This is a genomic window from uncultured Cloacibacillus sp. (genome assembly GCF_963926575.1).
In the GTDB taxonomy this organism is placed as follows: Bacteria; Synergistota; Synergistia; order Synergistales; family Synergistaceae; genus Caccocola; species Caccocola faecigallinarum.
Genome location: NZ_CAWUXW010000002.1, coordinates 211,062 through 232,694, shown reverse-complemented (window position 1 = coordinate 232,694; position 21,633 = coordinate 211,062). Strand labels below are relative to the sequence as shown.

Annotated in this window: 19 protein-coding genes; all 19 read left to right on the top strand. The window is 55.4% G+C overall.

Annotation, left to right across the window (positions count from 1 at the left end; translation table 11 throughout):
• Nucleotides 1-3 precede the first annotated feature (3 nt).
• The 19 genes from ABGT66_RS03880 to ABGT66_RS03790 all read left to right on the top strand — a co-directional run bounded on the left by ABGT66_RS03880 (nucleotide 4) and on the right by ABGT66_RS03790 (nucleotide 21,628).
• Complete coding sequence (locus ABGT66_RS03880; protein WP_346688968.1) at nucleotides 4-2,553, top strand: hypothetical protein; 2,550 nt, start codon at nucleotides 4-6, stop codon at nucleotides 2,551-2,553.
• On the top strand, nucleotides 2,543-3,010 hold the full coding sequence (locus ABGT66_RS03875) for a hypothetical protein (protein WP_346688966.1): 468 nt from the start codon (nucleotides 2,543-2,545) through the stop codon (nucleotides 3,008-3,010). Before ABGT66_RS03880 ends, ABGT66_RS03875 begins: the two co-directional genes overlap by 11 nt.
• Nucleotides 3,011-3,622 (top strand): hypothetical protein, encoded by a 612-nt coding sequence (locus ABGT66_RS03870; protein ID WP_346688965.1) that lies wholly within the window; start codon nucleotides 3,011-3,013, stop codon nucleotides 3,620-3,622. It abuts the gene before it with no gap.
• A 33-nt stretch (nucleotides 3,623-3,655) separates the two neighbouring features.
• A complete protein-coding gene (locus ABGT66_RS03865) occupies nucleotides 3,656-5,500 on the top strand; it encodes a hypothetical protein (RefSeq protein WP_346688963.1) in 1,845 nt (614 codons plus the stop codon).
• Between the two features lie 11 nt (nucleotides 5,501-5,511).
• Nucleotides 5,512-12,702 carry a hypothetical protein gene (locus ABGT66_RS03860; RefSeq protein WP_346688962.1) on the top strand — a complete coding sequence of 2,397 codons (7,191 nt, stop codon included), beginning with the start codon at nucleotides 5,512-5,514 and terminating at the stop codon, nucleotides 12,700-12,702.
• A 63-nt stretch (nucleotides 12,703-12,765) separates the two neighbouring features.
• Nucleotides 12,766-14,280 carry a hypothetical protein gene (locus ABGT66_RS03855; RefSeq protein ID WP_346688960.1) on the top strand — a complete coding sequence of 505 codons (1,515 nt, stop codon included), beginning with the start codon at nucleotides 12,766-12,768 and terminating at the stop codon, nucleotides 14,278-14,280.
• A 61-nt stretch (nucleotides 14,281-14,341) separates the two neighbouring features.
• On the top strand, nucleotides 14,342-14,869 hold the full coding sequence (locus tag ABGT66_RS03850; RefSeq protein ID WP_346688958.1) for a hypothetical protein: 528 nt from the start codon (nucleotides 14,342-14,344) through the stop codon (nucleotides 14,867-14,869).
• 378 nt (nucleotides 14,870-15,247) lie between these two features.
• Nucleotides 15,248-15,913, top strand: a complete 666-nt coding sequence (locus ABGT66_RS03845; protein ID WP_346688957.1) for a hypothetical protein — start codon at nucleotides 15,248-15,250, stop codon at nucleotides 15,911-15,913.
• A gap of 284 nt (nucleotides 15,914-16,197) precedes the next feature.
• On the top strand, nucleotides 16,198-16,440 hold the full coding sequence (locus tag ABGT66_RS03840) for an AbrB/MazE/SpoVT family DNA-binding domain-containing protein (RefSeq protein WP_346688956.1): 243 nt from the start codon (nucleotides 16,198-16,200) through the stop codon (nucleotides 16,438-16,440).
• Nucleotides 16,440-16,781, top strand: a complete 342-nt coding sequence (locus ABGT66_RS03835; protein ID WP_346688955.1) for a type II toxin-antitoxin system PemK/MazF family toxin — start codon at nucleotides 16,440-16,442, stop codon at nucleotides 16,779-16,781. Before ABGT66_RS03840 ends, ABGT66_RS03835 begins: the two co-directional genes overlap by 1 nt.
• Before the next feature lie 135 nt (nucleotides 16,782-16,916).
• The gene (locus ABGT66_RS03830; protein WP_346688953.1) at nucleotides 16,917-18,059 is read left to right on the top strand and encodes a DUF6765 family protein; all 1,143 of its coding nucleotides are present in this window, start codon (nucleotides 16,917-16,919) and stop codon (nucleotides 18,057-18,059) included.
• A gap of 97 nt (nucleotides 18,060-18,156) precedes the next feature.
• Complete coding sequence (locus tag ABGT66_RS03825) at nucleotides 18,157-18,720, top strand: lytic transglycosylase domain-containing protein (RefSeq protein ID WP_346688952.1); 564 nt, start codon at nucleotides 18,157-18,159, stop codon at nucleotides 18,718-18,720.
• Nucleotides 18,713-19,108: a D-Ala-D-Ala carboxypeptidase family metallohydrolase gene (locus ABGT66_RS03820; protein ID WP_346688951.1), complete on the top strand. Its 396-nt coding sequence runs from the start codon at nucleotides 18,713-18,715 to the stop codon at nucleotides 19,106-19,108. Before ABGT66_RS03825 ends, ABGT66_RS03820 begins: the two co-directional genes overlap by 8 nt.
• A 4-nt stretch (nucleotides 19,109-19,112) precedes the next feature.
• Nucleotides 19,113-19,457 carry a hypothetical protein gene (locus ABGT66_RS03815; protein ID WP_346688950.1) on the top strand — a complete coding sequence of 115 codons (345 nt, stop codon included), beginning with the start codon at nucleotides 19,113-19,115 and terminating at the stop codon, nucleotides 19,455-19,457.
• Nucleotides 19,438-19,704 (top strand): hypothetical protein, encoded by a 267-nt coding sequence (locus ABGT66_RS03810; protein ID WP_346688948.1) that lies wholly within the window; start codon nucleotides 19,438-19,440, stop codon nucleotides 19,702-19,704. The genes ABGT66_RS03815 and ABGT66_RS03810 overlap by 20 nt, the downstream gene beginning before the upstream one ends.
• Complete coding sequence (locus ABGT66_RS03805) at nucleotides 19,682-20,029, top strand: hypothetical protein (RefSeq protein ID WP_346688947.1); 348 nt, start codon at nucleotides 19,682-19,684, stop codon at nucleotides 20,027-20,029. Before ABGT66_RS03810 ends, ABGT66_RS03805 begins: the two co-directional genes overlap by 23 nt.
• 22 nt (nucleotides 20,030-20,051) lie before the next feature.
• Nucleotides 20,052-20,357 (top strand): hypothetical protein, encoded by a 306-nt coding sequence (locus ABGT66_RS03800; protein ID WP_346688945.1) that lies wholly within the window; start codon nucleotides 20,052-20,054, stop codon nucleotides 20,355-20,357.
• Nucleotides 20,358-20,661: 304 nt separating this feature from the next.
• Nucleotides 20,662-20,928: a hypothetical protein gene (locus ABGT66_RS03795; RefSeq protein ID WP_300263173.1), complete on the top strand. Its 267-nt coding sequence runs from the start codon at nucleotides 20,662-20,664 to the stop codon at nucleotides 20,926-20,928.
• Between the two features lie 208 nt (nucleotides 20,929-21,136).
• The gene (locus ABGT66_RS03790; protein WP_346688943.1) at nucleotides 21,137-21,628 is read left to right on the top strand and encodes a QueT transporter family protein; all 492 of its coding nucleotides are present in this window, start codon (nucleotides 21,137-21,139) and stop codon (nucleotides 21,626-21,628) included.
• Nucleotides 21,629-21,633 lie beyond the last annotated feature (5 nt).

Genomic DNA, 21,633 nt, shown 5'->3' with positions numbered 1-21,633 from the left:
TAGATGGCCTATTTTCCTTCTCAGGTCAGCTTCGCGGCCGGCGAGCTCGCCCCGTCGCTTTACGGGCGCGAGGACCTCGCGAAGTACGCGGTCGGGCTGCGGACGCTGAAGAATTTCACTGTGCATCCGCACGGCGGCGTCTCGAACCGCGCGGGGATGCGGTACGTCGCGGAGGCGAAGCACGCCGGCAAGGCCGTGCGGCTCGTGCCGTTCGAGTATTCCGACGCGGACGCCTATCTGCTTGAGTTCGGCGACGAATATGTGAGGTTTTACAAGAACGGCGCGCAGCTTGCGAAGGACGGCTCTCCCTACGAGCTTGAGACGCCGTATCTCGAAGGCGAGCTTCGGGCGCTTTCGTTCGCGCAGTCGGCGGATGTGCTTTTCATCGTGCATCCGAACCATCCGCCTATGGAGCTCGCGCGGTATGCCGACACGAGCTGGACGCTCGAGAAGTGCTCTTTTAAGGGCGGGCCGTTTCGCACGATGAACTCGACCGATACGACGATAGCGCTTTCGTCTATGACTGGAAACGTTACTCTGACGGCTTCGGCCGCTCTTTTCAACGCGGGGCACGCCGGGGCTCTGTTTTCGGTGTTTCATCATGTGGACGAGGTGACGAAGAAGACCTCGGGAAACGACGGCAAGGTGTGGGAGAGTGTATTTATCCAGGGTACTTTGATCAATATGGTGCCGGTGCTTGTATGCGCAGATGAAGAGCAGCTCGCGAAGCTTACCGTTGGGAGTTTGGTGCGCTTTGGTGATACTTACAGCGTCGTCCAGTCAGTCAGCGGCAACGTCATTGAATTTTCGCCGTCGCCGGAATGGCAGCTGGAAGTATTCACCGGTGAGGTGTTGATTTCTTCAGAAGGCGCAGGCTGGCCGCTCGAAATAACGGCCTACGAGGGCTGGCACGTGCTTTCTTCCGGCTTCTGGGGCGGTACAGTCAGGCTTCAGCGCTACGACGAGGACGAGGCGCGCTGGACCGATATTTATACGTTTACGTCGGGAAGCACCAAGACGAGCTGCAAGAATTACGACGAATCCGGCACGGTCGAGGAACCTACCAGGTTCCGGCTGACTGCGGAATCTTTTGAGACTTTTCTGCCCGAGGGCAATACTGATGCGGATCGCGGCTATTTTGAGCTTACCGCTGAAGCGGCGGATTATGAGTGCTGCATACGTATCAATTCGGTGACTTCCGCTACTGTAGCACAGGGGACTTTTGAAAAGGACGCCGCCTCGACGCGTACGACGCGGAACTGGTCGGAAGGCGCGTGGAGCGACTATCGCGGCTGGCCCTGCGCCGTAGGGTTCAACCAGGACAGGCTTTGTTTCGGCGGGAACGCCTCGGAGCCGCAGAACGTATGGATGAGCGTGACGGGGGATTATTACAACTTCGAGCGGCATCTCGTTTTGCAGGACGATGACGCCGTTACCGCTTCGCTCGTTTCGCGCAAGGTTTCGCCGGTGCGCGCCTTCGTCCCACTTTCTTCGCTCGTCGTGCTCACGGCGGGGGCGGAGTGGACTATTTCGGCGGGCGGCACTAAGAGCGCGATTACGCCGTCGTCGCTTGAGGCGAACGTGCAGGGCTACAGGGGCGCGAGTATGGTTACTCCGGTTGTCATTGGCAATATGGTGCTTTTCGTGCAGAAGCAGGGGAAGATTATCCGCGACCTGGGCTATGCCTTTGAATCCGACAGCTACAGCGGCAACGACCTGACCGTGCTCGCGACGCATCTTTTCAAGGACAGGACAGTCGCCGCGATGGATTACCAGCAGGACCCGGATTCTATCGTATGGGTGGCGCTCGACGACGGCTCTCTGCTGGCCCTGACTTATTTGCGCGAGCAGGACGTCGTCGCGTGGAGCCGTATCGAAACGGACGGAGAGGTGGAGTCGGTCTGCTGTCTTTCTTCTGCGGAGCGCGACGAGGTGTGGCTCGCCGTAAAAAGACAGTCCGGAGACGGTTATAAGCGGTTTATCGAGCAGATGGCGGCGAGGAGCGCGGAGAGCCCTCAGGAATGTTTCTTTGTGGACTGCGGCGTGACGAAACGATACGAGACGCCGCAGTCGGAGATTACGGGGCTTTCGCACCTTGAAGGGAGAGACGCCGCCGTTCTTGCGGACGGCAATGTGATAAAGGGGCTTACGGTCGAGAACGGAAAGATTACGCTGAAGCATCCGGCTTCGGTCGTACACGTGGGCTTGCCGTACCGCGCGGAGCTTGAGACGCTCGACCTCACGCTTCCGCGTCAGGACGGCACGCAGCAGGGGCGCAGCGCGCGGCTTATCTCGGTAGCCGTGCGCGTTGAGAAGAGCAGGGGAATAAAGATAGGGGCGGCGGAGGGCGATCCGGTGCCGTTTGAGGCTATGGAGTTCAAGGAGCGCAGCACAGAGCCCTACGGCGCGCCTATATCGCTCACGACGGGCATTATGACGCTCGGGCTGAACGCGGGCTATTCGTCGGGCAGGGTGCGCGTAATAGCTGACGAGCCGCTGCCCTGCACCGTCATTTCGCTGCTTCCGAAGGTGGCGGTCGCAAGTGGACGGTAGGCCTTACGTGCGCGGCGGCAGCCTCGCGGACTGTCTTGAGGTCGCGCGGAATATTTCGTTTCCGGACAGAGCCGAGATTATGGCCGCCGTAGGAACGGGGCCGGAGGCGGCGCTGCATTATTGTTTCTTAATGAGTTTCCGATGCTGGAGCGTCGTGTACGAAGGACGCTGCGTCTTCGTCTTCGGCCTTGCGCGCGAGGACTGGAAGTGGGTGACGCCGTGGGCTTTTTCGACGCCGGAGGTTTCGCGCTTTCCGGTCGCTTTTCTTAAAGGCTCGCGTTCCGTGGCGTCGCGTCTTTTCGCCCGTTATCCATATATGCGCAGCCGGGTGGACGCGAGGCACGAAAAGAGTATTGCTTGGCTGACCTTTATGGGCTTTAAGCTCGGCGCGCCGCAGCCTTACGGCGTTTACGGCATGGATTTTATTCCTTTTTCCCATTCGAAGGAGGCGGTTTAGATGGGTATGGTTGCGGCGACGGCCCTTTCTGTAGGCTCTACGGTGTTGGGCGGCATCGCGCAGGCAAGCGCCGCAAGGCAGCAGGCGGAGGTTCAGCGACAGCAGGCGGAGTACGCGGCGCGTCAGCACGAGTTCAACGCGGAGCGCGCGAGGGTCGAGGCGGACGATATCACGGCGCGCGCGGCCGAAGAGGAGCGCGAGCTGAGAAACAAAGCGGCGCAGATACGCGGCGCGCAGCGCGCGGCGGCGGGAGCTTCGGGGTTGAACGCCGGAGCCGGTTCGTCGATGGACCTGCTGCGCGAGACGGCGCATATAGAGGAGCAGGATACGGCCAATCTTCGTTTCAACGCGATGAGATCTCGCGGCGGCCGTATAGCGGAGGCGCAGCAGTCTTCGTGGAACGCGCAGGCCACTCGCATAGGCGGCGAGAACGCGGCTCGCGCGACTACGAACACCGGCAAGGCGGCTCTGTGGGGCTCTCTGCTTGGCGGCGCTTCTCTGGTTGCCGGCAAATGGGACTATCTGACGGGCGGAAGCAGCGGCAAGCGTAAGAAATCTTCCGGCTCGCTTTCGGGCGGGACCGGATTGTTCGACAGCGGATACTGGGGGTGATGCGCTGTGCAGGTTGAACGTATGAGGCGAGTCGTGGCTAAGGAGCCTGTGGAGCGTATAAGGCGCAGCCCGGCGGCCCCGCAGGGGGCTTTCGGCGTCGTCGACCGCTCCGGCGAGGTTTTCGCGGATGCCGCGAAGAAGGCGGCGGCGCAGTTTGAGGCGGTGACGAAGCGCCGCCAGGACGACTGGGACAATGCGAAGGTGAACGAGGCGGTCTCTCGTTATCTCAAGTGGGACCAGGAGACGAGGTTCGACCCGCAGAAGGGGCTTATGTTCACGACTGGCGCAAATGCGAACGGCCTTTACGACAGGTCGCTCGATATTTATGCGAATCAGGCGGAGACGATGGCGGGAGAGCTTGAGAACGACCGTCAGCGCATGATGTTCCGAGAGGCCATTATGCCGCACGAGCGCGCCGCGACGTTCGCGCTTTCGCGTCAGGAGTCCACGGAGGTGCGCAAGTGGAACGCCGAGCAGGCGGAGGAGCGATTGAAGAACGAGGCCGTAACGCTCGCCGCGGGCTTCGACTCGCCCGAGGCTGTGGACGCCGCCATATCGTCCGTGCGGCAGGTGAATCTGACGATAAACGGGGACCAGGGAGCCGAGACGAACGACAAAAACGAGATGGACATTATGCGCCGTCTCATAGGCTACGGGCTGGATTCGCTTTTAAGCAACGACCCGATGCGCGCCGAGGCTATGCTCGAACGGTTCCGCAAGGCCTTCGACGGCGTGAGCTACGAGAAGCTGCGCCAGGCGGTGAGCAAGGCGGCGCTGCCGGTGAAGGCGCAGGACGAGGCTGCGCGCCTGATGTCAAAATACGGGATAGACGGTCTTTCCGACGCTCTTGCCGAAGTGAGGGAAACGCACGAAGGAAAAGACGAAGACGTTTATCGCAGCTATGTCAGCTCTCTCTATTCTGAAACAAGGAAGGCGCACCTTGCCGAGTTGGAATCTGCGGAACTTGAGGTACAAAAACTGCTGTACGGCGGAGGCTCGCACAGCGATGTCGAGCGGCTTATATCTTCATACGGAGAAAAATTCAAGGGGTACGGAGCGCAGGGCGAGGCGTGGGCGCTGAGTTTGCAGGTCGATAATGATCGAGTGCACGGAACCGGCGTATTCGCCCCTAAGCCCGGAATCTCTCTTACCCGCACTCCGGTTACAAGAGCGGAAGCGGTGCGCCAGCTTGCCTATTTCAATCCGGAATATGTAAGCCTCCCTCAGGACGAGCAGGAACGGCTGGTACGAGAGAGGCTCGGTATAAGCGAAGAACAGCACGACCTTTATTTCGCACAGCTCGGCGAGGCGAAGCTCAGAGGGCTCCCCGACGGCGAACTCAGAAAGGCGGTCGCTATGGGGTATCTCTCCAACGACGAGGCCAATCAAATTATCGAATACAGCAAGAACTTGAGCGCCGGAAATAAAGACTATCTGAAGATGAAAGAGAAGAACATAGATTTCTTCCTGAAAAATCATGGCGGCAGCCTTTTCGGAGGGACGCAGAATCCCAACAGAAACACCGCGGTCTTTTACTTCCGTGAAGAAAGCCGCAAGGTCGACCCAGCAGCCGACGACTTCCAGAGACAGGTCGACGAGGCTGCGCGGCGCGCGATGCTGCGGGCAATAGAGGACCAGCACAACGCCGGCGTCCCATACATAGACACTGGAATTATATGGGACAGCGACAGTGAACTAGGAACCTTAAAAAAGGCCGTTGACTCTATCGAATTCAGAGAAGTTGAACGCGATCTGCCGCCGCGTCCTTGGCTGCCGCAGGATACGCCGGCCAGAGACGGAGCAGCTGAAAAGAGCGGGACCGTGGCTGTGCAGAATCTTCTCGACGATATTCTCGAATTGAGCTCCGAGATTGAATAGGAGGTATTTGTATGGATGAAGAACTTCTAAGTCAGACACAAGAGGGGGCGGAAGCGACTATATTTCCTTCGCGGCAAGATGGCACCGTTCTGACTAAAAACTTCGATGAAGATTCTTTCCGTCTTGCACAGGACCCGACATATACCTCTGAACGCAAAGAGATACGCGCGGACGACGATTATCTTTTTCTGGCTTATCCCAGTAAGAAGGACGCGATAACCGAAGCCCGTGCCAGAGGTTATTCCGACGATGCAATACTTAAACGTCTGTCTCAATATGAAGGCGAGATGCTGTTGAGGAAGGAACCATCAGAGGTTAATTCGCTTTTCGGCCGCACAGATGAATCTGAATCCAGGCGCAAGCGTTATATGCAGATGAACCGCATAGAGGCTATATCGAAAGTTACGGGGCTTGAGCCTAAAGAGGTGTATCTTCGCACGCAGGAAGCAGAGGCCGTCGGAGTGAACCCGGAGGCTTTTTTCGCAGACGAAGAATTCTACCGCATGGCAAAGTCAAGCGGCCTCGTAAAAGAGCGCATGAGTATCGCGCAAAATATAGTCAACGGTGTAAAAATATCCAAACTGCGTGATGAACGCGGCGCTCTGTATTACGACAACCTTTTTCATCCGTCTGACGGCGTTGCGAAACGCATGGACGAGATAGACAAGGAAATCGCTGAACTCTCGCCGCCCGACTATAATCCGGGGCTGAAACAGGCGTTTTTCGACGCCGCCGGAAGCGTTGCGTCGTGGGTGGACAAACGCGACCTTTGGGCGGCCGGAGCCGGCCTCGCCGCCGGCGCTTTGGCCGCGCCGCTTCTTGTGCCGGCCGGAGTAGTGACCGGGACTGTAGCAGCCGGAGCGACGGCGCTTGCAGCTGCAAGGATAGCCTACGATTCATCGATGTTGTCGCGCATGTTTTTGAGAGAGTCGGCTGAATTCAACGAGGACTTGGTAAAAGAAGGCGTTCCGCAAACGGCCGCGCTACCCGCTTCGTTCCTTTACGGCGCGGTCTCGGCCGGGATAGAGCGCAACATGTTTTCCGGCGTACTTTCTTCGTTTGGAGAAAGAATCGGCGGCGATATGATCATGGACTACCTGCGCCGTTACGGAAAACGCGCTGTAAAAGGGCTTGCAGCTCACCCCGCCGTTGCCTCTAAGCTGGAAAAGCTTACGGCTGCCTTTATGGCAAAACAAGCCGCAAAGAATCCGACGGTCTCCGGCGCTCTGAAAACGGGCGCGCTGAACTTTGCCGGGCGCGTATGGGACGAAGACGTGGAAGAGATGATGCAGGAAGCCGCGTCAATCATAATAGGCGAGCCTCTGAAAATGCTGACCCTTCCGGAATATGACCACATGACGTTGGAGGAAGCCTTTGCGAACATAGCCGGAGCGGGGCTTGAAGCCCTGCCGTCCATCACGCTTATGATGACTCCGGGCTCTGCGTATTCGACGGCGGGCGGCGTGAGGCGTGCAATGCGTTACCGGAACTCCGCTGAAGGAATAAGAACTGCGGCGGCAGAAAAGCTCTCCGCTTCGGAAAATGCTGCAGCGCCGGCTGTGATATCGGACAACGCTGCGGCCGATTCTGCCGAAGGCGCTGTTCCAGCGGCGGGAGACGGTCTCGTTTTTCTCGGACAGGACGCGGTCGACACATTCTTCCAGTCGAATCCGGAGGCCGCCGAAGACGTTGCTGTGTCTCTCGGGATAACAGAAGACAGCGTCATAAACGAGCTCGGCGAGATAGCTGTAAAACGTGAGAATTTTGAAAAAACTGCGGCAGAGCATCCTGAATTCGCAAAATCCGTAGATATGGACGTTCGCGACGGGGCGCGAGGCGTTACAAAAAGAGAAGCGGCTGAACGCTTGAACAGAAAGCTTCAGGACCCTTTGGAGCAGAGCGACAGCTATGCGAAGGAGGCTGTGGAGGTACGCCGCGAGATATCTTCGAAACTCCGCGAAGCCGGCATGGACGACGAGGCGAGCGTCGCCAACGCAGACCTCTACAGCCGTTATCTGTACACGCTCGGCAAACGTTTGAATATGAGTCCTAAGGAACTACATCGTCTGCGTGTTGAAAGCGGCGATAACGACGGTCCTGCTGCTTATTATCAGACGGCGTGGCACGGCTCGCCCTTCCGCTTCGACAGGTTCAGCACGGAGAACATCGGCACGGGCGAGGGGGCGCAGGCGTTCGGCTGGGGGCTGTATTTCGCTGGCAACAAGAAAGTCAGCGAGTGGTACCGCGATAATCTCACAAGGCCGAAATACGAAGATATATTTGAAATAAAGTACGATGGCCGCAATATAGAGGAATGGTGGAATTATTTAGAGGAGCGGGTAACTTCTGACAAAGAAAAAGCCCAGCTATACCGCGATTGTATGGAAATACTAGACACGTTTTCGATACACGGTAATCCTGTCAAAACGATAAACGAAGCGAAACAAAAAAGGCTGTCCCCAGAAGCGATAGAATGGTTTGATAAAACTTTCGCGCATTACAAAATACACCCCGGCGCATTGTATAAAGTCGATATTCCTGACGACGGGGATTATCTGCTCTGGGATAGGGATGTACCCACAGAACAGGCAGATAAGGTCTTCGCGGCGCTCGAAAACAAAGGCGTTGAGCTTCCGAAGGATTTGCTGCTTGACGGCCGTAGCTTAGCGGACAGCGATGCAGGCGCTCTTACGGAGATGTACGGCGGCGACGGCGCGCATGTGATACGCCGGATAAAGAACGAAGTCTTTTACGGTTCATCGCTTGAAGAAGCCGTAAATTCGACGCGGCAATATTATGAAAACGAGAAGGACGAAGCGTCAGAAAGCAGACTCGCATGGCTCGAAGAGAATAAAGACCGTTTCTCAGTTCATGATATGCCGCATGATGCACTGGTTAAATTATGGGGCGGGGATGGCAGAAGCTTTTACGAGGAATTGAGCGACCTTCTCGGTTCAGACAGAGAGGCAAGTCTGCTGCTTAAAGATGCGGGTATTCCCGGAATAAAATACCTCGACGGGAACAGCAGGTACTTGGGCGAGGGCAGTTATAACTACGTCATTTTCGACGACGCGGATGTGAATATCGCCGAGACGTATTATCAACAGGGTGCGAACGCCGGAGAGAATCTGCGCAGGGCTATGCCCGATAAGGTGTTTAATTCATTTGACGCGGCGCGGGCTTATCTTCGAGAACAGATAAAGAAAGCCGAGAAAGGTGTAGATAACGAGAGCGACGGGATTACGGTTTCGCTGGCGGCTAACGGGATAAAGAAGATGCTTTCAGAAAAGGCAACCGAGAAATCATTTGCCAACGGCTTTACTCTTCGAGACCATATCACAGCCGTCGCAAATATCCTAAAACTTTATAAGAATTCAGAGTTGCTTTTTACTCAAGAAGATGAAAAACAACGCCCCAACGTAACGCAGATAAAACGTTTCGGCGCGCCGGTCGTCGTGCCAGACGGCCAAGACGCTGCTATTGCTTATATAACTGTGCGCGAGGTACGTGGAACGGACAATAATCTTTATTCTGTTGAGCTGGTATCGTTTGAGCTGCTGAAAGCAGAAAAAATGCCTCCCGGTACCCTCCGTACATCTCTTACAGAAGAAGAGATAGCACAGCCAACAGGAGGCACGTTTAACGTATCAGAAAGCGAGGATAATGTCAACTCTGAGGAAGCCGTATCCGGCGAACCGGCCTCCGAAGCCGCTGAGGCATCTGCGCAGGGCGAAACGCAGGCTGTCTCGTCCGACGGTTTTGCGCGGCTGGCGGAGAAGTACGAGAAGGTGAACGAGGAGCTGAACCGGTTCTATCAATCCGCTGCCAAAGGCAAGCGCGGAGGGATTACGTTCAACCGTAATACCGGCGAAGCGCTTGTGACGCTTTTCCGCACGGCAGACAGGAGCACCTTCATCCATGAGATGGGGCATCTTATCCTGGACGACCTCATTCGTTACGGATATAAGGCTGAAGCGGATACAGAAATAAGCGGCGACTTGAAAACTGTCCTTGACTACCTCGGCGTTTCCGACATGGACCTCTCTGATCTGAACAGCCTCGACGACTCGCAGCGTGCGAGACTGACGGAGGCGCATGAGAAATGGGCTCGTGCCATGGAGACCTACGTGATGACAGGAGAAGCGCCGTCGAAATCGCTTCGCTCTATCTTCAAGAAAATGCGTATGTGGCTGCTGGAGATTTATTCGAACGCGAAATTCGCCGGAGAAGAAATCACGCCTGAAGTCCAGGACGTTTTCGACCGTTTGCTCGCTACGCCGCAGGAAATGGATGAGTCGTACTCAGCTGACGCGACGATTGCTGACCTTCTTCAAGAAATCGATGTGCTTCAAGAGCGTATTTCTGAGCTTGAGAAGAGCAATACTCGTGAAGCACGAAATAAATTCCGGCTCGGCGAGGCGCTTGGCTACGATAGAGGAAGAAGCGAAGGAGAACGCGGCGCAAAATTTCAGCGTCCTGGCTTCGATTACAAGACAAAAAGCAAACGTGAAGCTATGTTCGAACGTCTTGAAAAAAGGCGTGCAATGCTCAGAGACATAGACGAGCTGCTGAACAGTATCAATCATGATGTCAACGACGATAAAGTGATATGGTCCGTACAGCAGGAGATGCTCACTAAACTGAAAGAAAGCCGTCAGATAGTCAATCTCAACGATACGGAGCTGGACAAAAAACGGCCCGGACGGAGGCGGCGCAAATCTAAGTTCGCCGCCGTCTATCCTACGGAAAGGATGAAGATGGCTGCGTCTCTTATGGATGCCATAAAACAGGACCTTGGCCTGGATTATAGAGACATTAACCCTAAGGATGCTCCGTTCGTAAGGCTGATAGAAAAGCTCGAAGCGTCAGGCATGACGCTGAACGACCTTCGTCTTTCCGACGCGAAGCTCTCTGAGATTGCTGCCCTCGCAAAAGAGATAAACGAGATACATGATCGCGGTCGCAGAGAGTATGAAGTGTGGCGCGCCGGTATTGTCGAGAGACGAAACAAGATACGAACTGAATGTGCCGAAGACCTTGCTAAGACTGAGAGCAAAATAAAATCCGGCCCTGTCTCTGGTTCGGAAGACCTCTCAAAGCAGTATGACGGCATACGCGGACAGGCCGAAAAGTTGAAGGACTGGACATACGCGAACACGCTCGGCGCAATCCGCCTATTCGACTGGATAGGGCACGGACAGGGAAAATTCAACAGCGCTTTTTCAAAGCACTGCGTCGACGAGGTGAACGCCGCCTATGATACAAAGCTGAAGCACATTCATGAACGCCACGACGCAATGAACGAGAAGATGAAGTCGCTCGGGATAACGCTGCATGACTTGAGCAAAAAACGCAGAATAGGAGGGCATGAGTACAGTGTCGACGAACTGCTGTCTATCTATACTGCGATGCAGAACGACAAATCGTCTCAGGCGCTCATCTACGGCAACATGCGTAATCTTATTCCCGACGAATGGTTTAAGGAGAACGCGAAGGCTCTTAACGCTCCCGGTAACGATGTGCCTGCACCGGACGCAGTGCTCGCGCATATAGGGGAGTGCATCAAGGCTCTGACCCCGAAAGAAAAGGAGCTTGCCGACTATGTCGTCCAGGAGTACGACGCGAACTACGAGCGTATGAACGACATCTTTATAGTCAACTTCAACCAGGGCATGCTCAAGGAGGAGAACTATACGCCGATGCACCGGTTGGAGTACACGTCGAACCATGGACTTGAAGACGCAGACGAAGCGGCCTACGCGAGAGGCCTCGCCGAACAGGCAGGGGCAAGAAAAGCGGGATTGGAAAGAGGCTTCTTAAATCCCCGTGTCATCCCGGGCAAGGAAATAGGGCGCAACCGACAGGCTCCGATACAACTGGGGCTGCTGTCCATTTGGAATACGCAGGTCGACGCCATGGAGCACACAGCGGCTTTCGCGCAGATAGGACCGGACCTCCATTCCGTGTTCACAGAGAACTTTGACGACTTAAGCGGCCGCTCATACAATCTTCCGAAACTTATTCGCGAGAAGTTCGGCGCAGGGACTTGGCGTGCTGTACAGGAATATATCAATCTTGTGAACAGCGACAGACTGACGCTCGGCAAAAGCGTTTTTGATAAGCTTGGAAACTTTCTCGGCACGAATATGGCATATACGTATTTGGCCGCGAATCTGGGGACTGTGCTGAAGCAGACTACCTCCATTCCCAGATTTATCGTCACGGCAGGTCCGGCGGAGTTGGCGAATGCCGTGGCAGAATATGTAAGGCATCCTAAACAGTTCCTGGAGGATATATATGCAATGGATCCACAGATGCGCGACCGTTTGCCGAACGCGTTTTTCGGCTTGGACAAGTATGATCCGACTGTGACCGCCAGTGCGAAGTATGCCTATAAGAAGACGATGGAGACTCTCATCGCGCCCATATCGTACATGGATAGGGTGGTCGCCGCTATTGGGTGGAAAGCCACGTTTGACTCGAATATCAAGAAAAAGTTGTCACGCGAGCAGGCTATAAGGGCTGCTCAGCGCGCGGTGCTGCTTACGCAGCAGACGCCCATGCTTAAGGACGCGCCGATGATATGGCGGCAGAGCGGCCTTGCAAGGCTCATGATGATATTCACGTCTGACGCGGCTCCTTTGCTCGGGATGACGGCCTATGATATGGCTCAGGCAATAAAACGTGGTGAACATCCTGAAGCCTTACGCAGCATTGCAGCCTGTTTAATTTGCGCTGTAGCGATGAAGGCAATAGTTGACGGAATGCCCGACGACGACAATGACGAAAGCTGGACTGCGTGGGTGCTGTCAGCTTTCACTAAGCAGACGGTGGAATCTATTCCGCTCGTAGGCAAAGAGCTGATGTCCTTCTGGGAATCTTTTTCAGGCCAAGGATACAACGGAACGACTTATTCCGCGTTTGTCGCGCCTCTTTCAAAAATATTGAAGGGGTACGAGGACGTTACATCCGAAGACCCGGACGAAGTAAGTAAATATACCGGAATGACTAAATTTGAACGCGGAATATGGAATATAGTTGAAGGTATGTCGCTGATAACTGCGCCGCTTCCGGTTGTCGGCGCTAAAAGATTATATCTTGCCGCTCAGGAAGCAGGCAACGGAGATTTTTTACGCGCTCTGCAATCAATGATAGGACAGCGAAAGAAAATCAAACAATATGCCGGTCCGTTAACAATATAGGAACAAAAGCGCTCCGCACGGGGCGCTTTTTTCATATCTTGACGCAGGAAAGGGGATGGCCGCGTGACGGTGCCAAGCGACGTGAACAAGCATATTTACGCCGGCAACGGCGTGACGAGGGTGTGGCCGTATACGTTTCTTTTGTACGACGCGTCGCACCTTCAGGTGTGGGTGAAGCGCGGGGACGAGGAGTCCGCGCTTCTTGAAAGGGGGTATGTGCTGAACGAACAGGAAAAGACGGTGACCTATCCGCCCGAAGGGACGGGCGAGGCTCCGCTTTCCGCGGAGGACCAGATCATCATTATGCGCGTCGTGCCGGTGCTTCAGCTGCTCGACCTGCTGAACCAGGGCGAGTTTTTCGCCGAGGATATTGAGAAGCAGTTCGACCTCGTCGTCATGATGATTCAGCAGATTACGGAGACTCTGCGCCGCGCGGTGGTCGGGCCGGTGGACCAGACGGATTCCGGCGAGGCGTATCAGACCTTGCTCGACGCAGTGGAAGAGGCGAAGGCCGCGATGGCCGCCGCCCGGCAGATAGCGGAGAATCTCTCTGCGGAGAACAAGGCGCAGATTGACGCGGCGGTCGAGGAGATGGAGGGGCTTATAGAGGACGCGGAGGAATATGCCGAAGAGGCGCGCAAACACGCGCAGGATTATATCCCGTTTTCGTTCGGCAGATTCCGCATCAAGGGCAACAGGCTCGTAGTCGACTACTACGGCGACGCGGGCAATGACGACATAAAAATAAATACGTCCGGCCACGTTATAGTCTATTCCGACGGCGAGGAGAAGATAGACGCGGGGCGCGTGCGCGTCGCCTTCCTCGGCGACTACGGCGCGGACGCAGCCTATTCCTTCCTCGACTGCGTGAAGTACGGCGGCTCGTGGTGGCTGCATATAGGAACGGACGAAACCGTGGGCATAGCTCCGGAGGAGGGCGATGTGTGGACGCTCTACGGCGCGAAGGGAGACGCCGGGCCGCAGGGAGAAGCCTTCACATACGCGGACTTCACGGAAGAGCAGCTCGAAGCGCTTACCGGCCCGAAAGGCGACAAGGGAGACGCCTTTACATACGAGGATTTCACGCCGGAGCAGCTCGCCGGACTCAAGGGCGAAAAGGGCGACACCGGAGCCCAGGGGCTGCAGGGCGAACAGGGCGAGACAGGTCCGCAGGGCGCGCAGGGGCCGAAGGGAGACAAGGGGGATAAAGGAGACCCCGGCAAGGACTTCACCATCTCCGGCTACTACGAAAGCCTCTCCGCGCTAGAGAGCGCCGTCTCCTCGCCCGAAACCGGAGACGCTTACGGCATAGGCGCCTCCGCGCCCTACAGCATCTATATATGGAGCGGCACCGAATGGGTGGACAACGGAACGATACAGGGCCCGCAGGGGCCTCAGGGCGAACAGGGGCCAAAAGGCGACAAGGGCGATAAAGGCGACACAGGGGACACAGGCGCGCAGGGGCCCGCCGGAGAACAGGGGCCTCAGGGGATACAAGGTCCGCAGGGCCCGCAGGGAGTGAGCGTGACGGGCGCGCGGCTTGAAGGCAACAGGCTCGTCATAATCACGAACGGGTAAACGGGCAGAAGCGCATAAGGGAACGAGAAGAATTATCAAATAAACATAAGGAGGAAAAGCAATGGCAGAGATCGAAGTAGGGGCGATATTCCCTCTCCGCAAAGGCGAATGGAGCGAGACGGCGGACTACGACTTTCTCGACATGGTGATGCACGACGGCTCGAGTTACGTCTGCATAGCGGAGGACGGCGCGCCCGCAGGCACCGCCGTAACGAACACGACGTACTGGGCGCTCATAGCCCAGAAAGGCGATACGGGAGCCACTGGAGCCCAAGGGCCGAAGGGAGATAAAGGCGATAAAGGCGACACAGGAGCCACAGGCCCGCAGGGGCCGAAAGGTGCCACCGGGCCGCAGGGGCCGCAGGGCCCCAGCGGTGTGTACACGGGGCCTTTGAAGCCTACGACGAGTTACTGGACATGCGGTTCCAGTGGCAGCAAAAGACCTTATCTACCGTCTGGTGGTACGTGGGCTTATTGGTTTTCGGGATATGACGGAGCAGACCAACAAGCAACGATTGCAGCAGGTGGCAGCCTAATGGGAAGCACTGACCGTAATACCTCACAGTCTTTTTGCTGGCGTATTCAATAAAATTACTGGATACGCCAGCATAAAACAAAGAGAGCTGGCTGTCCCTTAGAAGATGTAGTGTCAGTGCTTGAAGTGAAAGTTCGGCGTCCTATGGTATTCCCGCCAGCTGCAATACCGCTTCTTGTTGTGAGGTTTAGCATATTGGCTGCATCAAGAAACGTATAACACCATGTGCCGCCAGAGGGAAGATAAACGTCAAGGTATGCTGGGCGAGTACCAATGACAGTCGAGCCATGTAGCGCAGCGCACCAGTAACTCGTCGTAGGCTTCAAAGGCCCCGTGTACACACCGCTGGGGCCCTGGGGGCCTACGCCCGCGTTACTGGCACACCACCATCCACAAACCACAATCATAAAAAACAAAAAGGAGAAATAAAACATGTCCATAATCAAACGAACAGCTGACAACAGCTACGTAATCGACAAAAACGGCCTTCCGTACCACGTCCCCAACGAAGGCGAATTCGCCGAAGAATGGGCCGAGATAAACGCATACGCCGAAGAACACCCCGAAGAAGTAATCCTCGAAGAGCCATACGTGCCAACTGAAGAAGAAATAGCCGCGGCGGAACTAGCGGCGGCAAAACGTGAAGCCGACGCCGTCCTCGCAGCCAAATCCCGCGTGAACATGGTACAGACCATGAGTTTCACCTCCGCCGAGTTCAGCCTGCTCGCCAAAGCCGAACTCTTCCCCGTCTGGACGGCGGGCGAGACATACCCGCAAGGCCGAAGGATACAGCACGAAGGCATAGTCTACGAAGTAGTATCCTCGGGCGGCGTCACGGCGCAGGAACACCAGCCGCCGAGCGCCGAGGGTATGCTCGCCGTCTACCGGCCGCTCTCCGTCGATCCCGAAACAGGCACGGAGCCGGACGGCACGCAGGACAATCCTTATATCTTCATCTACGGCATGGACGTGGAGAAAGACAGTTACTACAGCTATAACGGCAAGCTTTATAAAGCCGAAACCGACATGCCCGCCTGCGTCTGGCCGCCGGACACCGCGGGGCTCTGGCAGTGGACGGAGGTGACGGGGGCGGCGTAGCGCTTAATGATTCAGCGAAGGTTTGTCTTTGGCAGACTTAATTGCATCTCCGGCGAGTTTCAAGTACGCTTCCCGATTCCGTATAATCAGGCGTGAGGATATGGCGTATACTTCATTGTCAGCCGCATCATGCGGCTGTGAAGAATGCTTTACGGCGTTTGGACAGTTGCTGTCGCACATATGCGTCACATCCTTTCGTTTGTTATTATAGCGCGCAGATCTGTTTCTTGACGTAAGTATCTACATTGTCTATACTTTTGTTGTAAGACAAAGGAGGAATGGCGATGAACGGTACTATACAGAAATGGGGCAACAGCCACGCGGTGCGTCTGCCGAAATCGATTCTCTCCGCAGCGTTGATTCAGGAGAACGACGTTGTTACGTTTTCCGCCGAAGAGGATAAGATAGTAATAACGAAGGTGCGGCGCAGGCATAAAACGCTGAAGGAACGCCTTGCAAACGCGAGCGGCGAGTATTCTTTTGAGGAATGGGATACCGGAGCGCCGTGCGGAGGCGAGGTGCTGTAATGGCGTACAGAGCCAGGCGTGGAGATATTATATGGCTGAGCCTGAACCCGCAGTCCGGCCACGAACAGGCGGGGCGCAGGCCCGCGCTCGTCATAAGCAACGACACGTTCAACGACTACACGAGGTCGGCGGCTATGGTGTGTCCCATCACCAACACGGACAGGGGAAGCGAGCTGCATGTCAGGCTTGACGAAAGAACTTCCACGACTGGGGTCGTGATGTGCGACCAGGCGAAAATACTTGATATCGTGAGCCGGAATGCTGAGTTCATTGAAACTGCTCCTGAGGATATAGTCTTTGACGCTGTGGACATAGTCGCCGGCATTATCGAATTTGAATGAGCGGCAGAAACGAGGAATTAAACTAGCATAAATAACAGCGGTAGGGCCCGGCATGACGCCGGGTTCTTTTATATCCTTGTACATCTTTTATAGTGTTGATACAATTAGTCAAAATAGGTTAAGGAAGTGATATGAATGCAAGTGGATATGCACTATTACGGTACGTTAGCAATGGCTCTGGCAGCAGGCATTCCTAAAGAAAAAGCAAGAATCATAGCTTATGCTTCGCAATTCGTTGACGATTCGTCCAGTCACGAGAATGGATGCAATAACGACGGCGGAATGCTTGTTACATTTACTACGTCGCACGAGCTTATAGATTCCGCTAAGACTATGATAGCCGATACGGTAGCAGGTGTGGCGGATTACAGTGACAAGTTACAAGATACTGTAATGTACAATAAAGAGATACAGCGAAAAGTATGGGTCCCGAATCATTTTCTCCCTGGAGGCAAGGGAGAGACGCTTGAAGAACGTGCGATATGTCAGAGAAACAGCGAGATAGCGAATATAATGTTTGACGAGCATATAGACTATGCTCTTAAGGACAGGGGAGATTACGATTATGGCCTCCATCTGCTAGGTGTTGCTGCACATGTTTACATGGACACTTTTTCACATTATGGCTTCTCAGGTTTCAGCTCGGATTTCAATCGGATAAAATCTTCTTCTATGAAGGTAAATGGAGAATACGCATATCCCAGTCTATTTGAAAAAATAGGAATGATATTAAAAAGTGAAGTTCCGTTTTTCTTCTTATGGGATAAAGTAAAAAGCGATTTTGCGGAAGGCGGAGATTCTGCCCTGGGGCATGGAGCCGTGATGTCCCTGCCGGATATGCCGTTTCTTAAATGGGAGTTCTATTTTGAGAAGCCTCGCCCGGGCAACGGCTGTTTATCTGTAAGGGATAATGTCGCCAGTTTCGCTGAAGGATGCAAAGCCTTGTATATGAAATTGCGTGCATACGCAGAAAAGAAATATGCTGACACGCAGCCGGTAGCGTATGATGATATACGCGGCAGGGTTCTCTCTGTACTTAATGTTGTCGGCGACAAGGAGACTCGTTCGGACGCATGGTATAAATCTGGCCTGCTTCCAGAGGATGCTCCGCGCTATGATAAAAACGAGTGGGCAATGGAAATAGAAAAATTTGGCTACCTTGCTAGGTCGGAGGACGGCCTTACACTTGACTGTTATAAATTTCATCAGGCTGCTACCTACCATAGATATTACGTGCTGAAAGATCTGCTTCCGCGACATAGGATAGCGCTGTATTAGTTATATTTGTACCGGGGTCCAAGTAATTTACAAGGGATTAGTCGATAGCTATGGAGAGGCTTGCCTCTCCATTTTTTGTGTGAAGGAGGATTTCGCATTGAACGACTGGAAACCTAACGAGAAAGTCACGCAGTGGCGCAAGCTGGCCGAATACTGGGGCCGTCAGACGGAATGTCCGGCGGCCCTTATTCTTGCCGTCATCGAGCAGGAGTCCGGCGGCGACAAGGACGCGGTGCGCTACGAGCCGGAATATGAAAAGAGATACAAAGCAAGGTGCGAGGAAATCTCCGACGAGGCGGATATAGCCGTTCCCTGCGTCGCATCCAGTTACGGCCTTATGCAGCTTATGCTTCCGCTTGCGTGGGGATATATGAGCAAGGAGCAGAGAGACGGAAACGTCGTCGCGACACTGTGCGACCCCGCGCAGAACGTCCGCTTCGGCGCGGCGCATCTTGCCGTACTGCTTCGGAAGGAACTCGCAAAACATAATACCGCCGTCAACCTCATTATGGGGAAGAGGAAGGAGATAGACGGCGGGATAATCCGTGCCGTCGCTGGCAGGTACAACGGCGCGGGAAGCTCTTCCGCCTACGCGAGGAGCGTCTGCTCGCTGTGGAGGAAATACGGCGAATGGCTGAAGGAGACGGAACGGCATGACTGAAGCTCTCGCGCATGGGACGAAGAATTTCAAGCTCTCCGAGTTCGCCTGCAAGTGCAGCCGTTTCGACTGCCCGCACTACGGAATAAGGCAGGAGCTTATAGACGCGCTGCAGAAGCTTCGAGACCTCATAGGCGAGGCGATATTCGTCAGCTCAGGGTACAGATGCCCGAAATGGAACAAAGTAGTGGGCGGCTCGAAAGGCAGTATGCATGTGAAAGGGCTCGCGGCAGATATATGGTGCGAGAACCTCACTCCCGAGGAGCTGAAGAAGTTTGCCGAAGAGATTCCGGAATTTGCGAACGGCGGCATAGGCATATACGACTGGGGCATCCACGTCGACGTGCGAGGCCGTCGCGCGCGCTGGGACTACAGGACGAAAAAAAGGTAAGAAGATGAGCCAGCAGGAGATAAGCGACTTCTTCGAGAGCTGCCGCAGGGTGTTCACGCTGCTGTTTCCATTTCTTATGGTCGGACTCGTCACGAGCTTCGTCGATTTCCTCCAGAAGCACCTCGGCAAAGAGCGCTTTAAGCTGACGAAGCTGATAGTCGGAATGATTTCCGACATGTTCTTAGCCTTCGTCGTGACGTGCATAGGCCGCGAGCTTGACCTCGGCTCTTACGGCATAGCCGCGATGGTCGCCGTAGCAGTGCACAAGGGCGGCGGGTGGATAGACAGGATTGTCGACCAGAGGCTCGAAGTGGGGAGGATGAAAGACGATGAAGGACGGAAAGATTAGCAGGCTCTTCGGCTTCCTCAACACTTTGCCGTGGACGAAGCCGCTTGCGATACTGACGTGGGGCGTGAACATGCTCGTCTTCGTCGGGGCGTGGCTGCTCTCCAAAGACGTACCCGTGAACGCGAAGGAGCTCGGCATATATTTCGGCGGCGTTGTCTTTGCGGCCGCCGCGGGGAAGTCTGGGTATGAAGCCGTGAAGCGGCCGCGAGGAGGGCGTTATGAGTGTGAGCCTGAAAGAGATATTTAACGAGCATAAATGGCTGTGGGGCGCTGCGGCGCTGCTTGTCTTCGCGGCCGGCGCTCTGGCCGCGATATGGCTCAATGCGAGGAACGCGGAACACGTCGACGCGCCCGTCATGGAGGCGTCCATAACCGACGAAGCGTCAAGGAAGATAGGCGAGACGATAACAGAGGCGCAGCAGAGAAAGAACAAATTGCCGGAGGTGGTGAAGAATGCGAAGGATAACGTCATGCGCGATGTTGCTGACGCTGATGATGCTTGTATCGCTGATCGCTGGAACGGCCTCCTGGGGCGGTACCGGGAGTATAGAACTGCGGCCGGAGGGCTATAAGCTGGCCGCGCCGGCATACATCGTGCCGGTCCGCGACGGGCGCGACACGGTGGAGCTTATAGAGACGCAGGCGGCGGAGCTGAGCGCGCTGCGCGAGTACCTCGCCGCGCAGAACGCGAGCCTCGAGCAGATTGCCGGAGAATTCAGCGCGCTGGAGGCCGCCGTAACGGAAGAGCGCAAGGCGTGGCAGGATGAGGCTGAGAAGCTCGCGCAGCGGAACGAGCGCCTTAGCTCACCGTGGGCGATTGGCTTCTTCGGCGGATATGACCCCTTTAGAGACGAGGCTGTCTGCGGCGTTGGGGTGACTTATTCGGTGGTGAGGTTTTGAAGAAATATCACTATAAAAAGCACTACACAAAGTGATAATGTGTAAATAATTACGCTATATCGCTGTATTTTGTAAAATTTGCGAAGTTCCGCGTCTCCACCAACATCAATCAGCCCGGTGAGAATTCAGCTCACCGGGCTTTTTTGTGCCGGGCGCAAACGCAGGCCGGCGTTTGCGATTTGCCGTTATAATGCTTTAACATCCTGCACGGCATGGTACAATAATGTTGCTAGCAGAACGGATATTTTTTTCTACAGCTCTGACGAAAGGGGAATTTCTGATGCATTCCGACGACAATGCGCATATGAACGAATACCGGGGCAGGCTGGAGCTTGAAATCGAAAATCTAAAAGAACAATGCCGCTGGAAGATATTCCCCCACGAGAAGCCCAAAAATCACGAGTACGTCCTGGTCGCGGACAAGGACAAGCTCAACTACGCGCTGGCGCAGTACGTCCACATGTCCTTCCACGTATGCCCGGGAACGGTGAATCTCAAAAGACGCTGGTACGGCGTCATAAGCACCTTCCCCGCAGTGTACTGGCGTAGCATCAACCCGCCGGAGGATTGATAGACAAAACAATTTCGCGGCGGCGTTGATAATTGTCGCGTCCGCATTCAGCATCGAACAGCCCGGTGAGATTCCGCTCGCCGGGCTGTTTGGCATATTTGTCCGAGGCTCTGCGCGTTTTATCGCGCCGCGGGCGCGTCCGCGGCGCGACGGTTGTTTTATGCGGCTTTCGCGGTTTGCGCGCGGGCGCATCTGATATAATAGCTCTATGAGAAATTTTACTTTTAGTCCGTCTTATAAAATCGCGCTTTCGGCTTTGATTGCCGCGCTTTATGCGGGGCTTGCTATGGCGCTTGCGCCGCTCTCTTTCGGGCCGGTGCAGTTCCGCGTCGCGGAGGCGCTGACGCTTTTGCCGTTTTTTGTGCCGGAGGCTGTGCCTGGGCTTTTCGCCGGCTGTCTGCTTTCGAATCTGCTCGGCGGCTTCGGACTCGCGGACGTCGTGCTCGGGAGCGCGGCCACTCTCGCGGCGGCGTGGCTGACTTCGCGGATGCCGAACGTGTGGCTCGCCGCGGTGCCGCCGGTCGCGGTCAACGCCGCGGTCGTCGGCGTTTATCTCGCGTTTCTGACGGGGACGCCCGTTTGGCTTTCGGTAGTCTATATAGCGCTGAGCCAGTCGGCTATATGCTTCGGCATCGGCGTGCCGCTCGCGCTTTACGTGAGCCGCTCGCATGTGCTGGACGGCTTCCGGCGCGGACGCTGAATTTT

Bases quoted from the DNA above. Each gene is read 5' to 3' on its own strand.
- ABGT66_RS03880 (WP_346688968.1), top strand. From the start codon at position 4: ATGGCCTATTTTCCTTCTCAGGTCAGCTTCGCGGCCGGCGAGCTCGCC.
- ABGT66_RS03870 (WP_346688965.1), top strand. From the start codon at position 3,011: ATGGGTATGGTTGCGGCGACGGCCCTTTCTGTAGGCTCTACGGTGTTG.
- ABGT66_RS03860 (WP_346688962.1), top strand. From the start codon at position 5,512: ATGGATGAAGAACTTCTAAGTCAGACACAAGAGGGGGCGGAAGCGACT.
- ABGT66_RS03850 (WP_346688958.1), top strand. From the start codon at position 14,342: ATGGCAGAGATCGAAGTAGGGGCGATATTCCCTCTCCGCAAAGGCGAA.
- ABGT66_RS03845 (WP_346688957.1), top strand. From the start codon at position 15,248: ATGTCCATAATCAAACGAACAGCTGACAACAGCTACGTAATCGACAAA.
- ABGT66_RS03840 (WP_346688956.1), top strand. From the start codon at position 16,198: ATGAACGGTACTATACAGAAATGGGGCAACAGCCACGCGGTGCGTCTG.
- ABGT66_RS03835 (WP_346688955.1), top strand. From the start codon at position 16,440: ATGGCGTACAGAGCCAGGCGTGGAGATATTATATGGCTGAGCCTGAAC.
- ABGT66_RS03830 (WP_346688953.1), top strand. From the start codon at position 16,917: ATGCAAGTGGATATGCACTATTACGGTACGTTAGCAATGGCTCTGGCA.
- ABGT66_RS03820 (WP_346688951.1), top strand. From the start codon at position 18,713: ATGACTGAAGCTCTCGCGCATGGGACGAAGAATTTCAAGCTCTCCGAG.
- ABGT66_RS03815 (WP_346688950.1), top strand. From the start codon at position 19,113: ATGAGCCAGCAGGAGATAAGCGACTTCTTCGAGAGCTGCCGCAGGGTG.
- ABGT66_RS03810 (WP_346688948.1), top strand. From the start codon at position 19,438: ATGAAGGACGGAAAGATTAGCAGGCTCTTCGGCTTCCTCAACACTTTG.
- ABGT66_RS03795 (WP_300263173.1), top strand. From the start codon at position 20,662: ATGAACGAATACCGGGGCAGGCTGGAGCTTGAAATCGAAAATCTAAAA.
- ABGT66_RS03790 (WP_346688943.1), top strand. From the start codon at position 21,137: ATGAGAAATTTTACTTTTAGTCCGTCTTATAAAATCGCGCTTTCGGCT.